15 protein-coding genes and 1 pseudogene are annotated in these 18,378 nt (G+C 62.0%); 8 read left to right on the top strand and 8 right to left on the bottom strand.

The features are described 5' to 3' along the window. The first annotated feature begins 108 nt into the window (after window positions 1-108). From AWM79_RS17040 to AWM79_RS17025, 4 genes are read left to right on the top strand one after another with little or no spacing between them, the layout of a single operon-like run. Window positions 109-585: a formate dehydrogenase subunit gamma gene (locus tag AWM79_RS17040; RefSeq protein WP_017132731.1), complete on the top strand. Its 477-nt coding sequence runs from the start codon at window positions 109-111 to the stop codon at window positions 583-585. Then, entirely contained in the window at window positions 582-2,144 is a 1,563-nt protein-coding gene (locus tag AWM79_RS17035; protein ID WP_176986779.1) for a formate dehydrogenase beta subunit, read from the top strand. The genes AWM79_RS17040 and AWM79_RS17035 overlap by 4 nt, the downstream gene beginning before the upstream one ends. After that, window positions 2,141-5,044 (top strand): formate dehydrogenase subunit alpha, encoded by a 2,904-nt coding sequence (gene fdhF, locus AWM79_RS17030; RefSeq protein ID WP_017132730.1) that lies wholly within the window; start codon window positions 2,141-2,143, stop codon window positions 5,042-5,044. Before AWM79_RS17035 ends, fdhF begins: the two co-directional genes overlap by 4 nt. After that, window positions 5,041-5,262 carry a formate dehydrogenase subunit delta gene (locus AWM79_RS17025; RefSeq protein ID WP_017132729.1) on the top strand — a complete coding sequence of 74 codons (222 nt, stop codon included), beginning with the start codon at window positions 5,041-5,043 and terminating at the stop codon, window positions 5,260-5,262. Before fdhF ends, AWM79_RS17025 begins: the two co-directional genes overlap by 4 nt. 2 nt (window positions 5,263-5,264) lie before the next feature. On the opposite strand, the gene AWM79_RS17020 is transcribed toward AWM79_RS17025, so the two are convergent. Continuing rightward, complete coding sequence (locus AWM79_RS17020) at window positions 5,265-5,756, bottom strand: sterol desaturase family protein (RefSeq protein ID WP_017132728.1); 492 nt, start codon at window positions 5,754-5,756, stop codon at window positions 5,265-5,267. A 397-nt stretch (window positions 5,757-6,153) separates the two neighbouring features. Between AWM79_RS17020 and AWM79_RS17015 the strand changes: the two genes are divergently transcribed. Next, complete coding sequence (locus tag AWM79_RS17015) at window positions 6,154-7,551, top strand: amino acid permease (RefSeq protein WP_017132727.1); 1,398 nt, start codon at window positions 6,154-6,156, stop codon at window positions 7,549-7,551. A 52-nt stretch (window positions 7,552-7,603) separates the two neighbouring features. Here AWM79_RS17015 and AWM79_RS17010 read toward each other — a convergent pair whose 3' ends face one another. Continuing rightward, window positions 7,604-8,797 (bottom strand): phospholipase D-like domain-containing protein, encoded by a 1,194-nt coding sequence (locus AWM79_RS17010; RefSeq protein ID WP_017132726.1) that lies wholly within the window; start codon window positions 8,795-8,797, stop codon window positions 7,604-7,606. A gap of 299 nt (window positions 8,798-9,096) precedes the next feature. Between AWM79_RS17010 and AWM79_RS26110 the strand changes: the two are divergent. Then, window positions 9,097-9,213: pseudogene (locus AWM79_RS26110) on the top strand (REP-associated tyrosine transposase); the annotation flags it as partial. Between the two features lie 59 nt (window positions 9,214-9,272). Here the strand turns inward: AWM79_RS26110 and AWM79_RS17005 are convergent. Genes AWM79_RS17005 through AWM79_RS16990 form a run of 4 tightly spaced genes read right to left on the bottom strand, consistent with a single transcriptional unit; the run spans window position 9,273 to window position 13,416 of the window. Beyond that, window positions 9,273-9,920, bottom strand: a complete 648-nt coding sequence (locus AWM79_RS17005; RefSeq protein ID WP_017132725.1) for a MotA/TolQ/ExbB proton channel family protein — start codon at window positions 9,918-9,920, stop codon at window positions 9,273-9,275. A gap of 40 nt (window positions 9,921-9,960) precedes the next feature. Continuing rightward, on the bottom strand, window positions 9,961-12,240 hold the full coding sequence (locus AWM79_RS17000; RefSeq protein WP_060783353.1) for a TonB-dependent receptor: 2,280 nt from the start codon (window positions 12,238-12,240) through the stop codon (window positions 9,961-9,963). A gap of 25 nt (window positions 12,241-12,265) precedes the next feature. Next, window positions 12,266-13,006, bottom strand: a complete 741-nt coding sequence (locus AWM79_RS16995) for an energy transducer TonB family protein (RefSeq protein ID WP_060783352.1) — start codon at window positions 13,004-13,006, stop codon at window positions 12,266-12,268. Between the two features lie 2 nt (window positions 13,007-13,008). Continuing rightward, entirely contained in the window at window positions 13,009-13,416 is a 408-nt protein-coding gene (locus tag AWM79_RS16990) for an ExbD/TolR family protein (protein ID WP_060783351.1), read from the bottom strand. Between the two features lie 189 nt (window positions 13,417-13,605). On the opposite strand from AWM79_RS16990, the gene AWM79_RS16985 reads away from it, so the two are divergent. Further along, window positions 13,606-14,160 (top strand): GNAT family N-acetyltransferase, encoded by a 555-nt coding sequence (locus tag AWM79_RS16985; RefSeq protein ID WP_060783350.1) that lies wholly within the window; start codon window positions 13,606-13,608, stop codon window positions 14,158-14,160. 19 nt (window positions 14,161-14,179) lie between these two features. Then, the gene (locus AWM79_RS16980; protein WP_060783349.1) at window positions 14,180-15,781 is read left to right on the top strand and encodes an alkaline phosphatase D family protein; all 1,602 of its coding nucleotides are present in this window, start codon (window positions 14,180-14,182) and stop codon (window positions 15,779-15,781) included. A 31-nt stretch (window positions 15,782-15,812) separates the two neighbouring features. On the opposite strand, the gene AWM79_RS16975 is transcribed toward AWM79_RS16980, so the two are convergent. Continuing rightward, on the bottom strand, window positions 15,813-16,961 hold the full coding sequence (locus AWM79_RS16975) for an alginate O-acetyltransferase AlgX-related protein (protein WP_060783348.1): 1,149 nt from the start codon (window positions 16,959-16,961) through the stop codon (window positions 15,813-15,815). Beyond that, window positions 16,961-18,376, bottom strand: coding sequence for an MBOAT family O-acyltransferase (locus tag AWM79_RS16970; protein ID WP_060783347.1), 1,416 nt, complete (start codon window positions 18,374-18,376; stop codon window positions 16,961-16,963). The genes AWM79_RS16975 and AWM79_RS16970 overlap by 1 nt, the downstream gene beginning before the upstream one ends. Between the last annotated feature and the right edge of the window lie 2 nt (window positions 18,377-18,378).

Raw genomic sequence — 18,378 nt, 5'->3', positions numbered from 1 at the left:
CCAACGGTCGACAATGCCACGATACCGTGACGTGGCGTGAATGCCGCAGCCGATACTTTCGGACAACCGACAACCTTGTGGTTTGTCCGTGACCATGAGGAATGCCGTATGCCTGATGAGATGCTGCACCTGCCTATGGTTAACAGCCTGCTGGAGTGCCATAAAGGCTCCCCCGGCGCACTGTTGCCGATCCTGCATGAGATTCAGGCGAACATCGGTTATATCCCCGATGTCGCCGTCCCCGAAATAGCCCACGCCCTCAACCAGAGCCAGGCCGAGGTACGCGGGGTGATCAGCTTCTACCATGACTTCCGTACCGCGCCACCGGCCCGGCATATCCTGCGCTTGTGCCGGGCCGAGTCCTGCCAGAGCCGTGGCGCCGAGCAGCTCGCCGCGCAACTGCGCGAACGCCTGCAACTGGACGACCATGGCAGCAGCGCCGACGGCAATATCAGCCTGCGCCCGGTCTATTGCCTCGGCGCCTGCGCCTGCTCGCCCGCCTTGGAGCTGGATGGTCAGGTGCATGCGCGGCTCAGCGCCGAACGCCTGGATGCCCTGCTCGATGCCTGCCAGGAGGGCTCATGATGCCGAGCCTCTATCTGCCCGTTGACTCCCTGGCGCGTGCCGTCGGTGCCGATGAGGTTGCCGCCGCCCTTGTCGCCCAGGCTCGCGAGCGCGGTCTGTCGCTGGAGCTGCACCGCACCAGCTCCCGTGGCCTGTACTGGCTGGAACCGCTGCTGGAAATCGACAGCCCGCGAGGCCGTATTGGCTTCGGCCCGTTGACCGCCGCCGATGTGCCGTCGCTGCTCGAGGCCCTGCAAGGCGATCCCTCCACCCATCCACTGGCCCTCGGTCCGGTGGAAGCGTTGCCTTACCTGAAATCCCAGCAACGCCTGCTGTTCGCCCGCGCCGGCATTACCCGGCCACTGTCCCTGGAAGATTACCGCGCCCACGGCGGTTTCGAGGGCCTGACCCAAGCCATTACCCTGGGCAGCGAGCAGACCGCCACTGCGGTGTTCGACTCGGGCCTGCGCGGTCGCGGCGGCGCGGCCTTTCCCGCCGGGATCAAATGGCGCACGGTACGCGCTACCCAGGCGATACAGAAATACATCGTCTGCAACGCCGACGAAGGCGACTCCGGCACCTTTGCCGACCGCATGCTGATGGAGGGCGACCCTTTCCTGCTAATCGAAGGCATGATCATTGCCGGTCTCACCGTCGGTGCCAACCATGGCTACCTCTATGTGCGCTCGGAATATCCACAGGCCGTGGCGACATTGCGCGAAGCGCTGGACATCGCCCGCTCCGCCGGCTACCTCGGTACCGATGTCGCGGGCAGTGGCCAGGCCTTCGAGCTGGAAGTACGCGTCGGTGCCGGCGCCTATATCTGTGGCGAGGAAACCGCGCTGCTCGATTCCCTCGAAGGCAAACGCGGGATTGTCCGCGCCAAGCCGCCGATCCCGGCCCTGCAAGGTCTGTTCGGCCAGCCGACGCTGGTCCACAACGTGCTGACCCTGGCCTCGGTGCCACTGATTCTAGCCAAGGGCGCGCCGTTCTATCGCGACTACGGCATGGGCCGCTCGCTGGGCACCATGCCCTTCCAGTTGGCCGGCAATATCCGCCACGGCGGCTTGGTGGAACGGGCCTTTGGCCTGACCCTGCGCGAGCTGGTGGAGGATTACGGCGGTGGCACCGCCAGTGGCCGGCCACTGAAGGCGGCTCAGGTGGGCGGCCCCCTCGGTGGCTGGGTGCCACCGGAGCACTTCGACACACCGCTGGATTACGAAGCCTTCGCCGCCATCGGCGCCATGCTCGGTCACGGTGGCGTGGTGGTGGCTGACGACAGCCTCGACATGGCCCATATGGCGCGCTTCGCCTTGCAGTTCTGCGCCGAGGAGTCGTGTGGCAAATGCACGCCCTGCCGCATCGGTTCCATTCGCGGCGTGGAGGTGATCGATCGCCTGCTGGCCGCGCCCGACCAGGGCGGTCGCGATGCACAGGCGATCATCCTCAAGGACCTGTGCGACACCCTGCAATACGGTTCGCTGTGCGCGTTGGGCGGCATGGTTTCCTTTCCGGTGGCCAGCGCTCTCAAGTATTTCCCCGCCGACTTCGGTCTGCAGCCCTCGGAGGCCGACCAATGATCACTCTCTTCGACCCGAAAACCGATACTGCCCCTGGCACCTTTGACCTTGGCACGCCGGCCCGCGACAGCCAAGTGCAGATCACCCTGAACATCGATGGCCGCAGCATCAGCGTGCCCGAAGGCACCTCGGTGATGCGCGCCGCCGCGCTGCTGGGCACCAGCATTCCCAAACTGTGCGCCACCGACAGCCTGGAAGCCTTTGGCTCCTGCCGTATGTGCCTGGTGGAGATCGACGGCATGCGCGGCTATCCGGCATCCTGCACCACGCCAGTCAGCGCCGGCATGATCGTGCATACTCAGACACCGAAGCTCGCTACCCTGCGCCGCAACGTCATGGAGTTGTACATCTCCGATCACCCGCTGGACTGCCTGACCTGCTCGGCCAACGGCAACTGCGAACTGCAAACCGTCGCCGGCCAGGTCGGCCTGCGGGAAGTGCGTTATGGTTACGAAGGTGAAAACCACCTGACCGATAAGAAAGACACTTCCAATCCCTACTTCGACTACGACCCGAGCAAGTGCATCGTCTGCAACCGTTGCGTGCGTGCCTGCGAAGAAACCCAGGGCACCTTTGCCCTGACCATCACCGGGCGCGGTTTCCAATCGCGGGTCGCGGCCGCTGGCGGCGAGAATTTCCTCGACTCGGAATGCGTTTCCTGCGGCGCCTGCGTACAAGCCTGTCCGACCGCGACCCTGATAGAAAAAAGCGTGGTTGAATTGGGCCAACCCGAACACGCCGTAATCACCACCTGCGCCTATTGCGGTGTGGGGTGCTCGTTCCGTGCCGAGATGAAAGGCGATCAAGTGGTGCGCATGGTTCCCGACAAGAACGGCCAGGCCAACCACGGCCACTCTTGCGTCAAGGGCCGTTTTGCCTGGGGCTACGCCACCCACCCGGATCGCATCACCAAGCCGATGATTCGCAAACACATCAGCGACCCCTGGCAGGAAGTCAGTTGGGATGAAGCAGTGACCTACGCCGCCGGCGAGTTCCGTCGCTTGCAGCACAAATATGGCCGCGATGCCATCGGCGGCATCACCTCCAGCCGCTGCACCAACGAAGAAACCTACCTGGTCCAGAAACTGGTACGCGCCGCCTTCGGCAATAACAACGTCGACACCTGTGCACGGGTCTGCCATTCGCCCACCGGCTACGGCCTGAAACAGACCTTGGGCGAGTCCGCCGGTACCCAGAATTTCGATTCGGTGATGCGCGCCGACGTCATCCTGGTCATGGGCGCCAACCCCAGCGACGCGCACCCGGTGTTCGCTTCCCAACTCAAGCGCCGCCTGCGCGAGGGGGCACGCTTGATCGTCATCGATCCGCGCCGCATCGATCTGGTGGACTCGGTGCATGCCCGCGCCGAGCTGCACCTGGCCCTACGCCCAGGTACCAACGTCGCCATGCTCAACGCCCTGGCCCACGTCATCGTCACCGAAGGCCTGCTTGACCAAGCCTTTATCGACGCCCGTTGCGAGGGCAGTGATTTCGCCCGCTGGAGTGAGTTCGTCAGTCGCGCGGAAAATTCGCCGGAGGTTCTTGGCGTCATCTGCGGCGTCGAAGCAGCCGACATCCGCACCGCCGCCCGCCTGTACGCCAACGCCGGCAATGCCGCTATCTACTACGGCTTGGGCATCACCGAGCACAGCCAGGGCAGTACCGCCGTCATGGGCATCGCCAACCTGGCCATGGCCACCGGCAACATCGGTCGCGAAGGCGTCGGCGTGAACCCGCTGCGGGGACAGAACAACGTCCAGGGCTCCTGCGACATGGGTTCCTTTCCCCACGAGCTGCCTGGCTACCGACACATCTCCGACGAAGTGGTGCGGGCGCAGTTTGAACAGGCCTGGAATGTCACCCTGCAACCCGACCCAGGCCTGCGCATTCCGAACATGTTCGAGTCTGCCCTGGCCGGTAGCTTCAAGGGTCTGTACTGCCAGGGGGAAGACATCGCCCAGAGCGACCCGAATACCCAGCACGTCACCGCAGCGCTGTCGGCCATGGAATGCGTGGTGGTGCAGGACATCTTCCTCAACGAAACCGCCAAGTTCGCCCACGTGTTCCTGCCGGGTAGCTCGTTCCTGGAAAAAGACGGCACCTTTACCAACGCCGAACGGCGCATTTCGCGGGTACGCAAGGTCATGGAGCCGCTGGGCGGCAAGGCCGACTGGGAAGGCACCGTGGCTCTGTCCAACGCCCTGGGCTACCCGATGAGCTACCAACACCCAGCGCAAATCATGGACGAAATCGCCAGCCTGACGCCGACCTTCGCCAATGTCAGCTATGCCTCCCTGGACAGTCACGGCAGCCTGCAATGGCCCTGCAATGCCGCTGCGCCGGATGGCACGCCGACCATGCATATCGAGCAATTCGTGCGAGGCAAAGGACGCTTCATGCTCACCGGCTACGTGCCCACCGAAGAAAAGGTCAACAACCGCTATCCGCTGCTGCTGACCACCGGGCGAATCCTCAGCCAATACAACGTCGGCGCCCAGACCCGACGCACCGAGAACGTCGCCTGGCACGACGAAGACCGCCTGGAAATCCATCCGACCGATGCCGAAAGCCGAGGCATCAACGAAGGTGATTGGGTCGGTATCGGCAGCCGCGCGGGCCAGACTGTCCTGCGCGCACGGGTCACCGAACGGGTGGCTCCGGGCGTGGTGTACACCACCTTCCACTTCCCGGAATCGGGGGCCAACGTCATCACCACCGACAACTCCGACTGGGCCACCAACTGTCCGGAGTACAAGGTCACCGCCGTGGAAGTCAGCCGCGTCTACCACCCTTCCGAGTGGCAAAAACGCTTCCAGGCCTTCAGCAACGAACAACAACGCCTGCTCGATGAGCGCCGCCAGGCGCGCAACGCCGGGGAAAAAGCGGAGGCACGCCGATGAGCACCGACAACCTGATCAAGATGGCCAACCAGATCGCCCAGTATTTTTCCAGCGAACCGGACCAGCAGCAAGCGGTGCTCGGCGTGCGCAATCACCTGCAAATGTTCTGGACACCGGGCATGCGCAAGGAACTACTGGCCTGGCAGGCAACACATCGGGGAGCGGACCTGCATCCGCTGGCGCAGGCGGCGGTCAGCGGAGCGGGGTGGGAGGCCTAGGCCTACTCACCCCTCTCACTCCGAGCTGCAACCCGACGGCGCGACTCACGCAACTGGCGCTTCAAGGTCCGCAGCGGAGGCGCATACAGGAAGCCGAACGACACACTGTTGTTGCGCCCTTTCACCGCGTGGTGCAGCAGATGTGCCTGGTACAGGCGTTTGAGGTAACGATTGCGCGGCCGGGGTCGCAACGGCCAATAACGGTGCACAATGCCGTCATGCACCACTACATAGATGATCCCGAAAGCCGCGACCCCGGCGCCGACCCACTGCAAGGGGTCGTGCCCGGTATTGCCCAGGACGATCAGGAGGCTCGCCACCGCCGCCAGCACCAACAGGTAGAGATCATTGGTCTCGAACGCTCCCAACTGTTCCTCATGGTGCGAGCGATGCACAAACCAGCCCCAGCCATGCATGACGTACCTATGCGCCAGGTAACCGACGCCCTCCATGGCGACCAGGGTGCAGAGGAACAGGGCAAGATGGCTGATCATGGAACGCGGTCGGCTCATGGTAACGTCAGGGAGTCAAGCGGGTGAGGTCGTCGAACGGTGCCCAAGCATACCTTGCCGAGCGCGAAAATCGAGCCCTGCGACGCCAGGCGTTACGCAGAAATCGGCAAACCTCGGCCTGCACCGGCTTGAGCCCGATGCACGGATACGCCTGAGTATCGTCGCTCGCCGCCAGCTCCGGTACCGCTCGTCGATTGGGCACGCTACTGTCGGAAACCTCCGAATCCATCGCTAATTTGCCCTCGAGCCCGCGTACTACTTGAGCCCCGCCACTTTCGGGATTTACTATCCACGCCGCTTATGTCGAGCACTCAGTCCCGGTTGCACACCTGACCCGCTCAGGGCCCCGCTGAGAAGAAAAACCAGAAAAGGTGAAGCAATGACGGGTGACAACCTGACATCGGGTCTGCTCAAGCGCGGCCTGAAGAACCGCCATATCCAGTTGATCTCCCTGGGCGGGGCGATTGGTACCGGGCTGTTCCTCGGTTCCGCCGGGGTACTCAAGTCGGCCGGCCCGGCGATGATCTTCGGCTACGCGATCTGCGGTTTTATCGCGTTCCTGATCATGCGCCAGTTGGGCGAAATGATCGTCGAAGAGCCCGTAGCCGGCTCTTTCAGCCACTTCGCCCACAAATACTGGGGCGGTTACGCGGGGTTTCTCTGCGGCTGGAATTACTGGGTGCTCTATGTCCTGGTGGGCATGGCCGAACTTACGGCGGTGGGCAAGTACGTGCAGTTCTGGTGGCCCGAGGTGCCGTCCTGGGTCAGTGCGGCGGTGTTCTTCGTGCTGGTCAACCTGATCAACCTGACTAATGTGAAGACCTTCGGTGAAACTGAATTCTGGTTCGCGATCATCAAGGTGGTGGCGATTATCGGCATGATCGCCCTCGGCTGCTACCTACTGATCAGCGGCACCGGCGGCCCGCAAGCCTCGGTCAGCAACCTGTGGAGCCACGGTGGATTCTTCCCCAATGGCATCAGCGGCCTGCTGATGGCCCTGTGTTTCATCATGTTCTCCTTCGGTGGCCTGGAGCTGGTGGGTATCACCGCCGCCGAGGCCAGCGAACCGCGCAAGGTGATCCCCAGAGCGATCAACCAGGTGGTGTTGCGGATCCTGATCTTCTACGTCGGGGCGCTGACAGTGCTGCTGTCGCTGTACCCATGGGACCAACTGCTGACCACCCTCGGCGCTTCCGGCGATGCCTACAGCGGCAGTCCCTTCGTGCAGATCTTCGCCCTGATCGGCAGCGACACGGCGGCACAGGTTCTCAACGTGGTGGTCCTGACCGCTGCTCTTTCGGTGTACAACAGCGGCGTGTACAGCAATAGCCGCATGCTGTTTGGTCTGGCCGAGCAAGGCGATGCGCCAAAATCGCTCATGAAACTGAACAAACAAGGCGTACCGGTACGCGCCATCGGCGTCTCGGCCCTGGTGACCTTGCTGTGCGTGGTGGTCAACTACATGGCGCCCCATGAAGCCCTGGAATTGCTTATGGCGCTGACAGTGGCTTCGTTGATCATCAACTGGATCGTGATCAGCCTGACCCACCTGAAATTCCGCAAGGCCATGGAGCAGCAAGGCGTGGTGCCGGGCTTCAAGGCGTTCTGGACGCCTTTGAGCAATTACCTGTGCCTGGCCTTTGTCGCCCTGATTCTGGGCGTGATGCTGATGATCCCCGGCATCCGCGTGTCGGTGTATGTGCTACCGGCGTGGGTGCTGCTCATCTACGGCCTGTATCGCTTGCGGTTGGCGAAGGGCGCGGCTCGGCCGGCCTGATACCTGGTCCCTGAGCCCCGAACCATAGGATCACAGTCCCTTGGTTCGGGGCTCAGGGTTTGCCTGGGTGCGGTTGCGGGTAATCGCGCAGGATATCCACCGGCCACGCATAGGAGCCGTCCCACAACTGCTCATGCAAGGCTTCGATCCGCTCGGCCATGGCATTGTCGCGCATCACCACTTCCAGGTTGCGCGAGTTGTCGAGGTAGCCGCCCAGCCAGTTGCTGGTGCCGACCCAAGCCACTTGCCCGTCGATTTCCATCGTCTTGCTGTGGATAACTCGCGCATAGGGAATAAAGCCCCGTGGGTCTTGGGGCAAGGTGACGATCTTGACCTGCACATTGGGCAACACCGCCAGGCTCTTGAGGTAGGCAATTTCCGGTGTTCCGGTGTTCCAGTCGGAGACCATCAACTTGATCGACACCCCACGCGCCGCCGCCGCACGTAGCGCGTTATCGATCAGCGCATAGTACGGGCGGCTTTTATCCGGACCGTAGGACAGCGGTGCATAGTCGAGCAGTTGCACCCGCACTTCGTACTTCGCCTCGGCCAGCAGGCGCGGCAGTTCCAACTGCGAGTCGCCGACGCCGGGCGGGTTGTAGCGTTGCGGACTGGCCACCAGATAGTTGCCGGTGCGCGCGGGCTCTTTCCCGGTCTTAGGCAACGGCACCGGCTTATTCTCGGCCAAGGCGGCTTGGGCCTTCCAATCCTGGTCGAAGATCGCCTGGACCTGACCGACCAGTGTGGCGTCGCTGATGCGCAAGCCGGTTTCATGGATGTGCTCAAGTGAGCGCCAGTCGAAATTCTGGCTGCCGACAAAGGCCTGGCGACCATCCACCACCAAGTACTTGGCGTGGATGATGCCGCCACTCAAGCGTGCGTACGACAGCACGCGCAAGGTCAGGTTAGGGATCTTGCGCAACCGTTCCAGGGTGGACTCTTCGGAAAGCTTCAGGCCCTTTTCTTCCAGCAGGAAACGAATCTTGACGCCTCGTTTGCCAGCGGCCTCGAGGCTTTCAATGACCTTGTCCATCACCGACCCAGGATGGTCCGCAACGTAGAATTGGCCGATGTCGATGCGGTTTTTCGCGCTGTCGAAGAGTTCAATCCAGACCGGGCCGGGTTGACGCAAATCATCGGTGCCAAGATCGGTGGCCAGTGGAACGCTATGTACCAGCTCGAAACCGGGAATGGAAAAGTCCGCCAGGGCCAGCGGACTGAGCAGCAAGCCGACAAGGCCCGCCATACCGACGCACAACAGCGTCGATCGACATTTCGAGAGGGGCGACATTAGGCGTCTCATCATCAAAAAGTACACGGCTCGCGCCTGGAATGAATTGTCGCGAGCGGGCTTACCACCCACGCAAGCCCTGAGTCCTGTAACACACAGCAAACCCTCCACAGTCCGTATCATCACCTTTACTGCTGGCGTTAACAGCACCTCCCTCAACAAAGAGTGCAACGGATTGCCTCGACGCCCTTACTCACATCGTCTATGCATAGGTCGAGACTCCGAACCAGGACGCGCCTACCTGATCACCGCCGATACGCGACGGCGAAAACCTGCGCGATATCGCCAGATACCTCGTCGCCAATCCGCTGCGCGCCGGCTTGGTCGAGCAGATTGGCGACTACCCGTTAAGGGATGCCATCGGGCTCTGAGCACCAATGTGGCGACAGCGCCCGTCCACAGAGGTCGTCCCTGACCCGCGAAATAGAAATCAGGCCGTCTGCAACTGCACCGGACTCGCCACCCGATGCGCCACCTCACCCTGCACACGGGCACCGGTCGACGCACGGATCAGTAACATCTTGAGCTGGTCGTTGATGCGCTCCAGGCTGTCCTGGAAGAAGTTGTGGAACACCACGCAGAACAACGCGATGGCAATCCCCAAGCCAGTGGCGAACAGGGCCGTACCGATACCACCGGAGATCTGGCCCGGATCGGACACCCCCGCGCTGGCCAACGCCTTGAAAGTATCGATGATGCCGAGGATGGTTCCCAGCAAGCCGAGCAGGGGCGCGGCAGTGGTGATGGTCTCGATAATCCACAGGCTGCGGGCCAACGGTGCGCGACTGGCCAGGTACTGGGTGTCGATCACATCGTCCAGGTCCTTGCGCGGGCCCTGAGCGGCCTTCTGCGCCAACACCGCCGAGGCCATGTCCAACGGCAAGCTGGCACGCCGGGTCAGTTCCTGCGGCAGCTCCTGTGCGCTATGCACATGAGAGCCCAGGGCCGCCATCAACGCACGGGCCGAACGCCGGACATAAGCGAAGTAGATGGCACGCTCGATGGCGATGAAGATCGCGATCGCCAGGGCCGCATACATCACATAAAAGGTGATTTCGTGAAGCAGGTTCATGTCCATGATCGGGTTACCTCTGTTGATAATACGCAGGGGACAAACATCAGAAATTCGCTTCCAGCGACGCGGTCACTGTACGGTCCAGGCCGACGATGTAGGCGGGGTCGCCATCGCGGAAACCGCTGTAGGTGGCGGAGTTGGTCTTGGTGGTGTACACGCCGGCCAGGTACTTCTTGTCGAACAGGTTGTCGACGTTCAAGCGCAGGGTGGCGCTCTTGACCACTCTCTTGTCTACCGGCAAGTAGATACCGCCGCCGAGGTTGAACACAGTGCGCCCGGAAACGGCTTCGTCGTTGGTCAGGTCGCCATACAGCTTGCTGGTGTACTTGCCACCGAAGGTGCCGTAGAACAGGCCGTCGTCATAACCGATATTGGCGGCCAGCATGTTCTTCGGCACGTTGGTAAACTGCCGGCCGGCGGTCGGCAGCAGGATGGCCTTGCCGGCGTTGTAGACGGTCAGGTCGTTCTGCTGCTCGGCACGGGTGTAGGTATAGGAGGTGTAGAAGTTGAAGTGATGCGCCAGCAGGCCGCTCCACTCCAGCTCCAGGCCCTTGTTGTCGACACTGCCGGCGTTGACGTCGGCGGAGTCGCCGTTGATGTCCTTGGACGACACCTGGCGGTTCTCGAACTGCATGTAGAACAGGGTGGCCGCAACGGTCATGTCCTGTTCGGTATAGCGCCAGCCCAGCTCATGGTTCCAGCTGGTTTCCGGCTTGGAGTCGATGGAACCCGCACCCTGGTCATACAACACGTAGTTCTGTGGCACGCGCATGTTGCGCGACAGGCTGTAGAACAACTGGTCATGCTCGTCGAGCTGGTATTTCAGACCAGCGTTGGGCAGTAGCTTGTAGTAGCTTTGGTGACGTTTTTCCGCTTTCTCGGTGAGGCTGCCGTGGTTGCTGCCGTCACGTTCGACGTTCATATAAGCCAGGCCCGCCACCAGGGTCCAGTCCGGGGTGAAGTACCAGGTGTCCTGGGCCCAGACTTTCTGCGCTGGGGTCACGGTGAAGCGATCGCGACCCTGGATGGTCTTGCCGTTGGCATCGACCATGTAGTCAGAGTCCGGCCAGACGCTTTCCGGCTTGCCGTTCTGTCGCAGGCGAATGAACGGCTGGGTCTGGCTCTGGCGCGCGCGCTCGTACCAGTAGCCGAACTGCAGGCTATGGCTTTCCAGGTCCCAGTTCAGTTTGGTGGTGATACCCGGACGCCAGGTCTGGGTGCGTGAAGGCCGGTAGTAGACGCCGGTGTTCGGCTGGCCGTCGGCGTTGTATTGAGCTGCGGTCGGCAGGTTGCCAAGGTCGAAGACCCCGCCGACGTTGGAGCCGCTGTTGAGCGCATAGGTCGAACTGCCCGCGCCGCTGCCGTTACCCCAGAAGTAATATGGAATCACCGACAGGGACAGGTTGTCGGCCAATTTGAACTGGGTGTTGAGCACGCCGGTGAAGGTCTTGAACGGGTTGAGCGCCAGGCCCTCATAGCTGCTGATCTTACCGTTGCCGCCCAGGGCCGGAGTCGAAGGATACGGGTCGTAGCTACGCCCGTATTTTTGGAACTGGCCTTTGGTCAGTTGACTGTAACTGGCGTTTTCCTGCTCGTGGTACTTGAGGATCAGGTTGGCGGTGTTGCCGCCGCCCATGTCGAAGAAGCTGTTCCATTCGACCTTGTCGGCGCGCTCAGCACCGTCGCCGCGCCATTTCTGGCCTTCGGTGTGGGAGACCGACAACCAGTTGCTCAGGCCGTTGACCTCACCGGTGTTGAGACGGGCGAAGGTCTTGGTGGTGGCATGGCTGCCCATCACTTGCTTGACGAAGGCTCCGGTTTCCTTGGTCGGGCGGATGGTCACCACGCCGATATTGCCACCGCTCGAGCCGATGTGCGGGCCGTCGGCCTCGGACGAGCCCTGGGTGACGAAGATTTGCTCGATGTTCTCTGGGTCGCCCAGTAGGTTGGCATACAACGCGTAGTTGCCGGAGTCGTTGATCGGCATGCCATCGACGGACATGCCCACCTGGTCGGAGTTGAGCCCGCGCATAGTAAAGCGGAAGCTGCCCAGGCCCGTGGCGTCTTCACTGGAGATGTTCAGGCCCGGGGTGTACATGAGCTTGTCGATGGCGTTGCCGGTCGCGGTCTGTTTGTCCAGGGCTTCCTTGGTCACGGTGGAGCGCCCCTTGATGCTCTCCTCCTGGACCATGTAGCCGCCACCGACGGTGGCCTTTCCCTGGACACCAATGGTACCGATGTCACTGTCGTTAGTGTCTGCCAACGCAACACCTTGGCTCATGCTCACGGCAATCAATGCCAGGTGAATCTTTGAGAACCTCATTACTGTATTCCTGATCGTCGGTGCTTTATTGCAAGCTGTAGTTGAAAGTGGCGGTGAAGCGTTGCTCGTTACGGCCGCCAAAGGCCTGTTCAGGGAAAGGCTTGACCTGCTTGATGCGATGCAGGCTGTTGGTGGCCGCACGGTTGAGCAGCATGCTCGGCGCCGGGGTCTGGACACCGGAGTCGAGGACACGGCCCTGCCGGTCCACCAGCAGCCAGACCACGACCTCGCCGCTGGGGCGCTCAAGCGAGGCCTGGCGTCCCGTGGGGTATTGCTTGTAAGTATCCAATTCGTTGCGCAGTCCCTTGAGATAGCCACCTTCCAGCGCCTGGCCGTCGATTTTCGGCGGAGCAGGTGGTGCGGGCGGTGCCGGCGTACGGGCGACCACCGGCTCGGGGGCGGGCTTGGCTTCGACCGGAGGCGTTTGCGCCGGCTTGGCGACCACCGGCTGTGGCTTGAGCACAGGCTTGGGCTTGGGCTCAGGTTTTGGCTTAGGCAGCGGCTTGGGCTTGGGCTTGGGCTTGGGCGGCGGCGGCGCGGGCTCGGCCTCCTCGTCCTCGATCACCGGTGGCGGCGGCTCTGGCGCAACCACCGATTCAAGCTCGGGCTCTGGCTCCGGCTCGACCAACGCCAACTCGACCGCCGACTCGTCATACACCGGCTGGACCTTCAACGGTTGGGACTGGATGCCCATGGCAATCAGCACCAACGCCACGATGGCCGGGACGCTGCCCAGCAACTGACGGACTCGAAACAGGATGTACATGGTCAGGACTTACGCGTGGCAATGGAGACGGACGTGAAGCCACCCAGACGCAGGGTGTCCATGACTTCCACCAAGCGCGCGACTTCCACGCCCTTGTCGCTGTTGACGATGATCGTCGCCTTGGTGTCCGGCTTCTGCGCTGCCTTGAGCGCCACCACCAGCGCGTCCACGGCAATGCTCTTGCCGTCGAGTTGCAACTGGCCCGCGAGCCCCAGAGTGAGGATGAATTTGTTCTGTGGCTTGAGCTGCTGCGAACTGCTGGCGCTCGGCAATTGAGTCTTCATGCCCAGCGCCGGAATCACGTTCAGACTCACCAGCACGAAGAACACCAACAGGAACATCATCACGTCGATCATGGGGATCAACTCGATGTGTGCCTTGCGCTTTTTGGGTTCGTCCCAGGTTCTCATTCCGATGCCCTCATTCAATTAGGGGCGACAACCTAACAACCAAAAATGACCAAATGGTTAATATTAATTTACGGTTTAAAGGCTCTAAACCGGGCATTACAAGCCACCACACATTAAATTCATGTATGTAATTAATTTGACACATAGCTAGTACAGCCTTGAAAAATTTGACTGAGCGGGCCTCCCACCATGAGTGTTGCCTTACCCCACCTAAGCACCCGGCGCCTGCTGCTGATGCCCTTGCAAACGGAGCAGGCGCAGACGTCGGCGCGGCTGGTGGATAAGCCGACCATCGCCGACAACACGGCAGCGCTCCCCTCGCCTCACACCATCGAAAACGCACTGGAATTCATTGGCGGCCAGGAGGAGCAATATCGTTCAACTCGTTTGATGGGACTGGGTATTCACCTGAGGGAAAATCGTGAGCTGGTCGGCGTCATCAGCCTGAGATTTTCACCGGCCCATGACAGCGCTCACCTGGGGTACTGGGTTGGCGCGCAACATCGCAATCGCGGCTATGCTGGCGAAGCGGTCGGCGCGATGCTCAAGCACGGCTTTGTCGAGCTCAAGCTGCACCGCATTGCCGGGCAATGCTTCAGGCGCAACAAAACCTCTGCCCGGGTACTGGACAGAGCCGGACCGCGCCACAAAGGCTGCCTGAAAGGCGCCTTTCTCAAAAATAGGGTCTACGAAGACATGCTGCTGTACGGGCTGTTGCGTGACCATTGGCAACCTCTCACCTGATCATCCGCGAGCAATGTCCATGACCGATCATGTTGTACAGACCGAGCACGAACCGGGGGTCGATCAGGACCGCCGGCGAATCATCACCGGGCTGGCCGGGGCGGCGGTATTGTCGATCCTCAGCCCCTTCGCCCGTAGCGCGGGGGTCGACTACCCCTTCAGTCTCGGGGTGGCTTCAGGGGACCCGCTGCCGGACGGCTTTGTCATCTGGACCCGGTTGGCACCGCGTTTCAACGCCGCCGACGGTAGCGGCGGCCTGAGCAAGCCGGTGCCGGTGCGCTGGCGGGTGGCGAGCGACGCGGCGATGACTCGCATCGTCAAACGGGGCGAGGTGGTGGCCGACCGGCGCTTCGCCCATTCGGTACACGTCGAGGTCGGCGGGCTGGAAGCCGGACGGCCCTACTGGTATCAGTTCGAAGGTTTGGGGGCGCAAAGCCCGGTAGGGCAGTCACGGACCGCGCCGGCGCTGACCGCCATGACATCGGCACGCTTGGGTTTCGTCTCCTGCTCGCATTGGGAGCGCGGCTATTTCAGCGCCTACCGACACCTGGCGGCGGAACAACCGGACCTGGTGTTTTTCCTCGGCGACTACATCTACGACAGCTCCTATGCCGCCGACTCGGGCAAGATCATTCGTCCCCACGGCGCCGGCAACGCCAGCGATCTCGCCGGTTATCGCAACCGTTACGCCCTCTACAAGACCGACGCCGACCTTCAGGCCCTGCATGCCTGTGCGCCCTGCGCCGCAACCTGGGACGATCACGAAGTACAGAATGACTATGCGAACCAGTGGTCACAGGATCCGACTATTTCCCCCCGTGACTTCCTGCTCCGGCGGGCGGCCGCCTATCGGGCCTTCTATGAACATATGCCGTTGCGCGCCAGCAGCCTGCCCAGGGGGCCGGACATGCGCGTCTATCGACGACTCGACTACGGTCGACTGGTGCAATTTCATATCCTCGACGGTCGCCAGTACCGCTCGGAGCAACCGTGCATTCCCGCCAATCGCAGCCATCAGGGGCATGTCGCGCCGCCGGATTGCGTCGATCTCGGCGACCCGAAAAGAACCATGCTGGGCTGGGAACAAGAGGCTTGGCTGGAGCAAGGCTTTGCCCGTTCGCAAGCCCGCTGGAACGTGATTGCCCAGGACTTGCTGGTGGCGTCGTTGATGCAACGCAATCCGGCCACCCAGGAGTTGGGACACTGGACCGATGGCTGGGACGGCTATGGGGCAACCCGAGATCGGGTGCTGGCCTCCATCGAACGCAGCAAGGTCAGTAACCCAGTGTTCTGGGGCGGGGATATTCATTCGTTCTGGACCACGGATTTGCATGCACGCTCGGGGGACCCGGAGTCGAAGATCGTCGCAACCGAGTTTGTCGGTACCTCGGTGACCGCCGATGGGCCGCCGTTCGAGTTGTTCAACAAGGAATTGCCGCTCAATCCCCATGTGCGTTTTTTCGACAGTCGCCAGCGCGGGTATGTGTCGGTCGAGTTACAAGAGCAGAAGATGCTGACGAACTTTCGGGTAATTTCCGATCCTCGGGATGTGAATGCCAGCGTGTCGACGCTCAAGCAATTCGTGGTAGAGAGCGGGCGGGCCGGGGCAATTGCGGTATGACGCGGTCTGACAGACCATCGTCATACCCGCCTCAAGGCAAACGCACATTGCCGTCATACGGCGTCTGTAGATCCCGCTCCGGGATCTCCCAGATCAGCAACTTCGGCGGCGTCTGCTTGAACGCCGGGCTGTCGAAGTACGCTTTGGCCGCCCCGGAAAACTCGCCACCGTCCTTGGCGAAGTTCCCCATCGGCGCGCCCACCGCCGCTTCCAGGAATCCGCCAAAGTTCGAGTTACGCGAAAATGAGGTGCCGATCAGCGCCGTGTTAGGCAGGTTGTCATCGCCAAACAGATCGTCCAGATTGTCGGCGCTTGCCGTCTCTTCTACCAGTTCCTTCACTTGCGTGGCCGCCGCGTATTCGGCCGGAGGCTGCAACGCCAACGGTAGCCAATCGATCCCCGCCAAGCGCACCAGATCGCCCGGCCGCGCTACGCTGGCTTGTGTCACCAGGTCAAAACGCTTGCGTGGTGTCGCATTGAACTTCAGTCCCGCGACTGCCACGGCCACCTGCCCCGCCGCCGCCCTGGCACCGGCTTCGCTCCAGTGCGTATCGGTGCGCAGGTAGGCGCCCTCGCCCACCGCCCGCAAGGCCGGTGTCAGGTCCAGAGCGGGCACTCCGGCGCCATGCAACAGGGTCAGCCATTCGTCGATGCGCGATGCCAGCAGCGCCGGGCGGGTCAATTCGCACAGCTGTGTCGCGGCGATCCGGCTCTTGTCCGGCACCACCGCCACCACCAACTGGATACCCCGCTTCGCCAATCCTTGCCGCAGCTCGATCACCGCCTGGGCTTTGGCTCGGGCATTGAGCACGGCGTTGTGGTTCACGCGCAATTCATCGGTGAGGAACAACCAGCCAGGACAGCCCGTGCGTACCCGTGGCCCAAGGTCGCCCAACACCAACCAACTACCACCGCGCTCCAGTTCGGCGAGCTGTTTCGGCGCGGGGGCATCGGACAGCGTCTTGGCGAAGCGATGGGTGATATCGCCATGCAGCAGAAGGTCCAGGGTGACCACCTTGGGCACGAACTCGACCGTGCCCTTGAGCATCAGCCAGACGCAGGACAGCAAGCCCAGGGACAGGAACAGTGTGAAGATCACCCCGGCGAGCGGGCTGACGCGCAACGCCAGTTCGCTGGGTGGGGTGGGCGCGGTTGACGGAGATTGCGTTGGCTGGGTCATCAGAATTGGAAGTACAGAAAGGGCACGGCTTCACGACTGGCGATCAGCGCGAACGACAGAATGAATCCGAGCACAGGCCAAAGGGCTGCCGTCAGTGCGAACCAGCCACTGTCGGCGAATCGTCTTGCACAACGCGCTTGCAACAGGGGCGCAAGGACACACGCCACACCCAGCAAAGCCGCCATGCCGTGCACCGGGCGCAGGGTCACCGCCAGCGCATCGCCCAGGGCGAAGCCATGCTGGCCGAATTGCCCGCCATACATGCTCAGGGCCGTGGCAAAATCCGGGGAGCGGAACAGCGTCCAGGTCAGACACACGAACAACAGCGTCGCGCTGTGCGATGCCCACCGGGGCAGGCCTGGCAGGCTGGAGCGCGACCAGGCGCGATCGATGCACAACGCCACGCCATGGGCCGAGCCCCACAGCAAGTAATTCCAACTGTCACCACCATGCCACAGGCCGGCGATGGCCATGGTCAGAAACAGGTTGCGATAGGTTTTCCAAGTGCCCAGGCGATTGCCACCGAGGGCGATATACAGGTAGTCGCGCAGCCAGCTGGACAACGACAGGTGCCAGCGCCGCCAGAAATCCTGGATGCTGTAGGCCAGGTAGGGGCGGTTGAAGTTTTCCGGAAAGTGAAAACCCAGCATCAGTCCCAGGCCGATGGCCATGGCGCTGTAGCCGGCGAAGTCGAAGAACAATTGTAGCGAGTACGCCAGGCAGCCAATCCAGGCATCGACAAAGGACGGCGAGTCCAGGTGAAAGGCCACGTCTACCAGCGGTGACAGGGTGTCCGCCACCAGTACCTTCATGCACATGCCAATCATGAAGCGGCGTGCGCCGAGGGAGAAGTTCAGCCCGTTGAAGTAACGCTGGTTGAGCTCCCGACGAACCCAGTCATAACGAATGATCGGTCCGGCAATCGAATGGCCGAACATGGAAATGTAGGTCGCATAATTGACGAAGCTGCGCTCCACCGGCACCACCTGCCGATGCACGTCGACCAGATAGGAAATCGCCTGGAGGACAATGAACGACAGCCCCGCCGGTAACGCCACCCGCTGCCCGGCCATGGGCAGAGCGCCGTAGTAGCTGATCAGCTCGTTCCAGGTGCCCGCGAGGATATTGGCGTACTTGTACCAAACGAGCACCGCAGTGTTGATCACGATCAGCGCGATCAACAGCCGTACCCGCCTGCGCCCGTCCTCCCGCGAATGCTCTACCAGCAAACCACCCACCCACGCCAACACGGTCAGGGCCATGTGCAGGAACAGGAACAACGGGCTCAGCCAACCGTAGAACAACCAACTGCCCAGCAACAGGATCACATTGCGCCAGGCCGGTCTTGCCAAGGCATAGATCAGCAGGAACGCCGGCAGAAACAGCGTCAAAAACTCGAGTGAGGCGAAGACCATGG

It is taken from the genome of Pseudomonas agarici, assembly GCF_001543125.1.
GTDB lineage: Bacteria > Pseudomonadota > Gammaproteobacteria > Pseudomonadales > Pseudomonadaceae > Aquipseudomonas > Aquipseudomonas agarici.
Note: the sequence above shows the minus strand (reverse complement) of the source record. Positions and strands in the feature narration are given on the sequence as shown.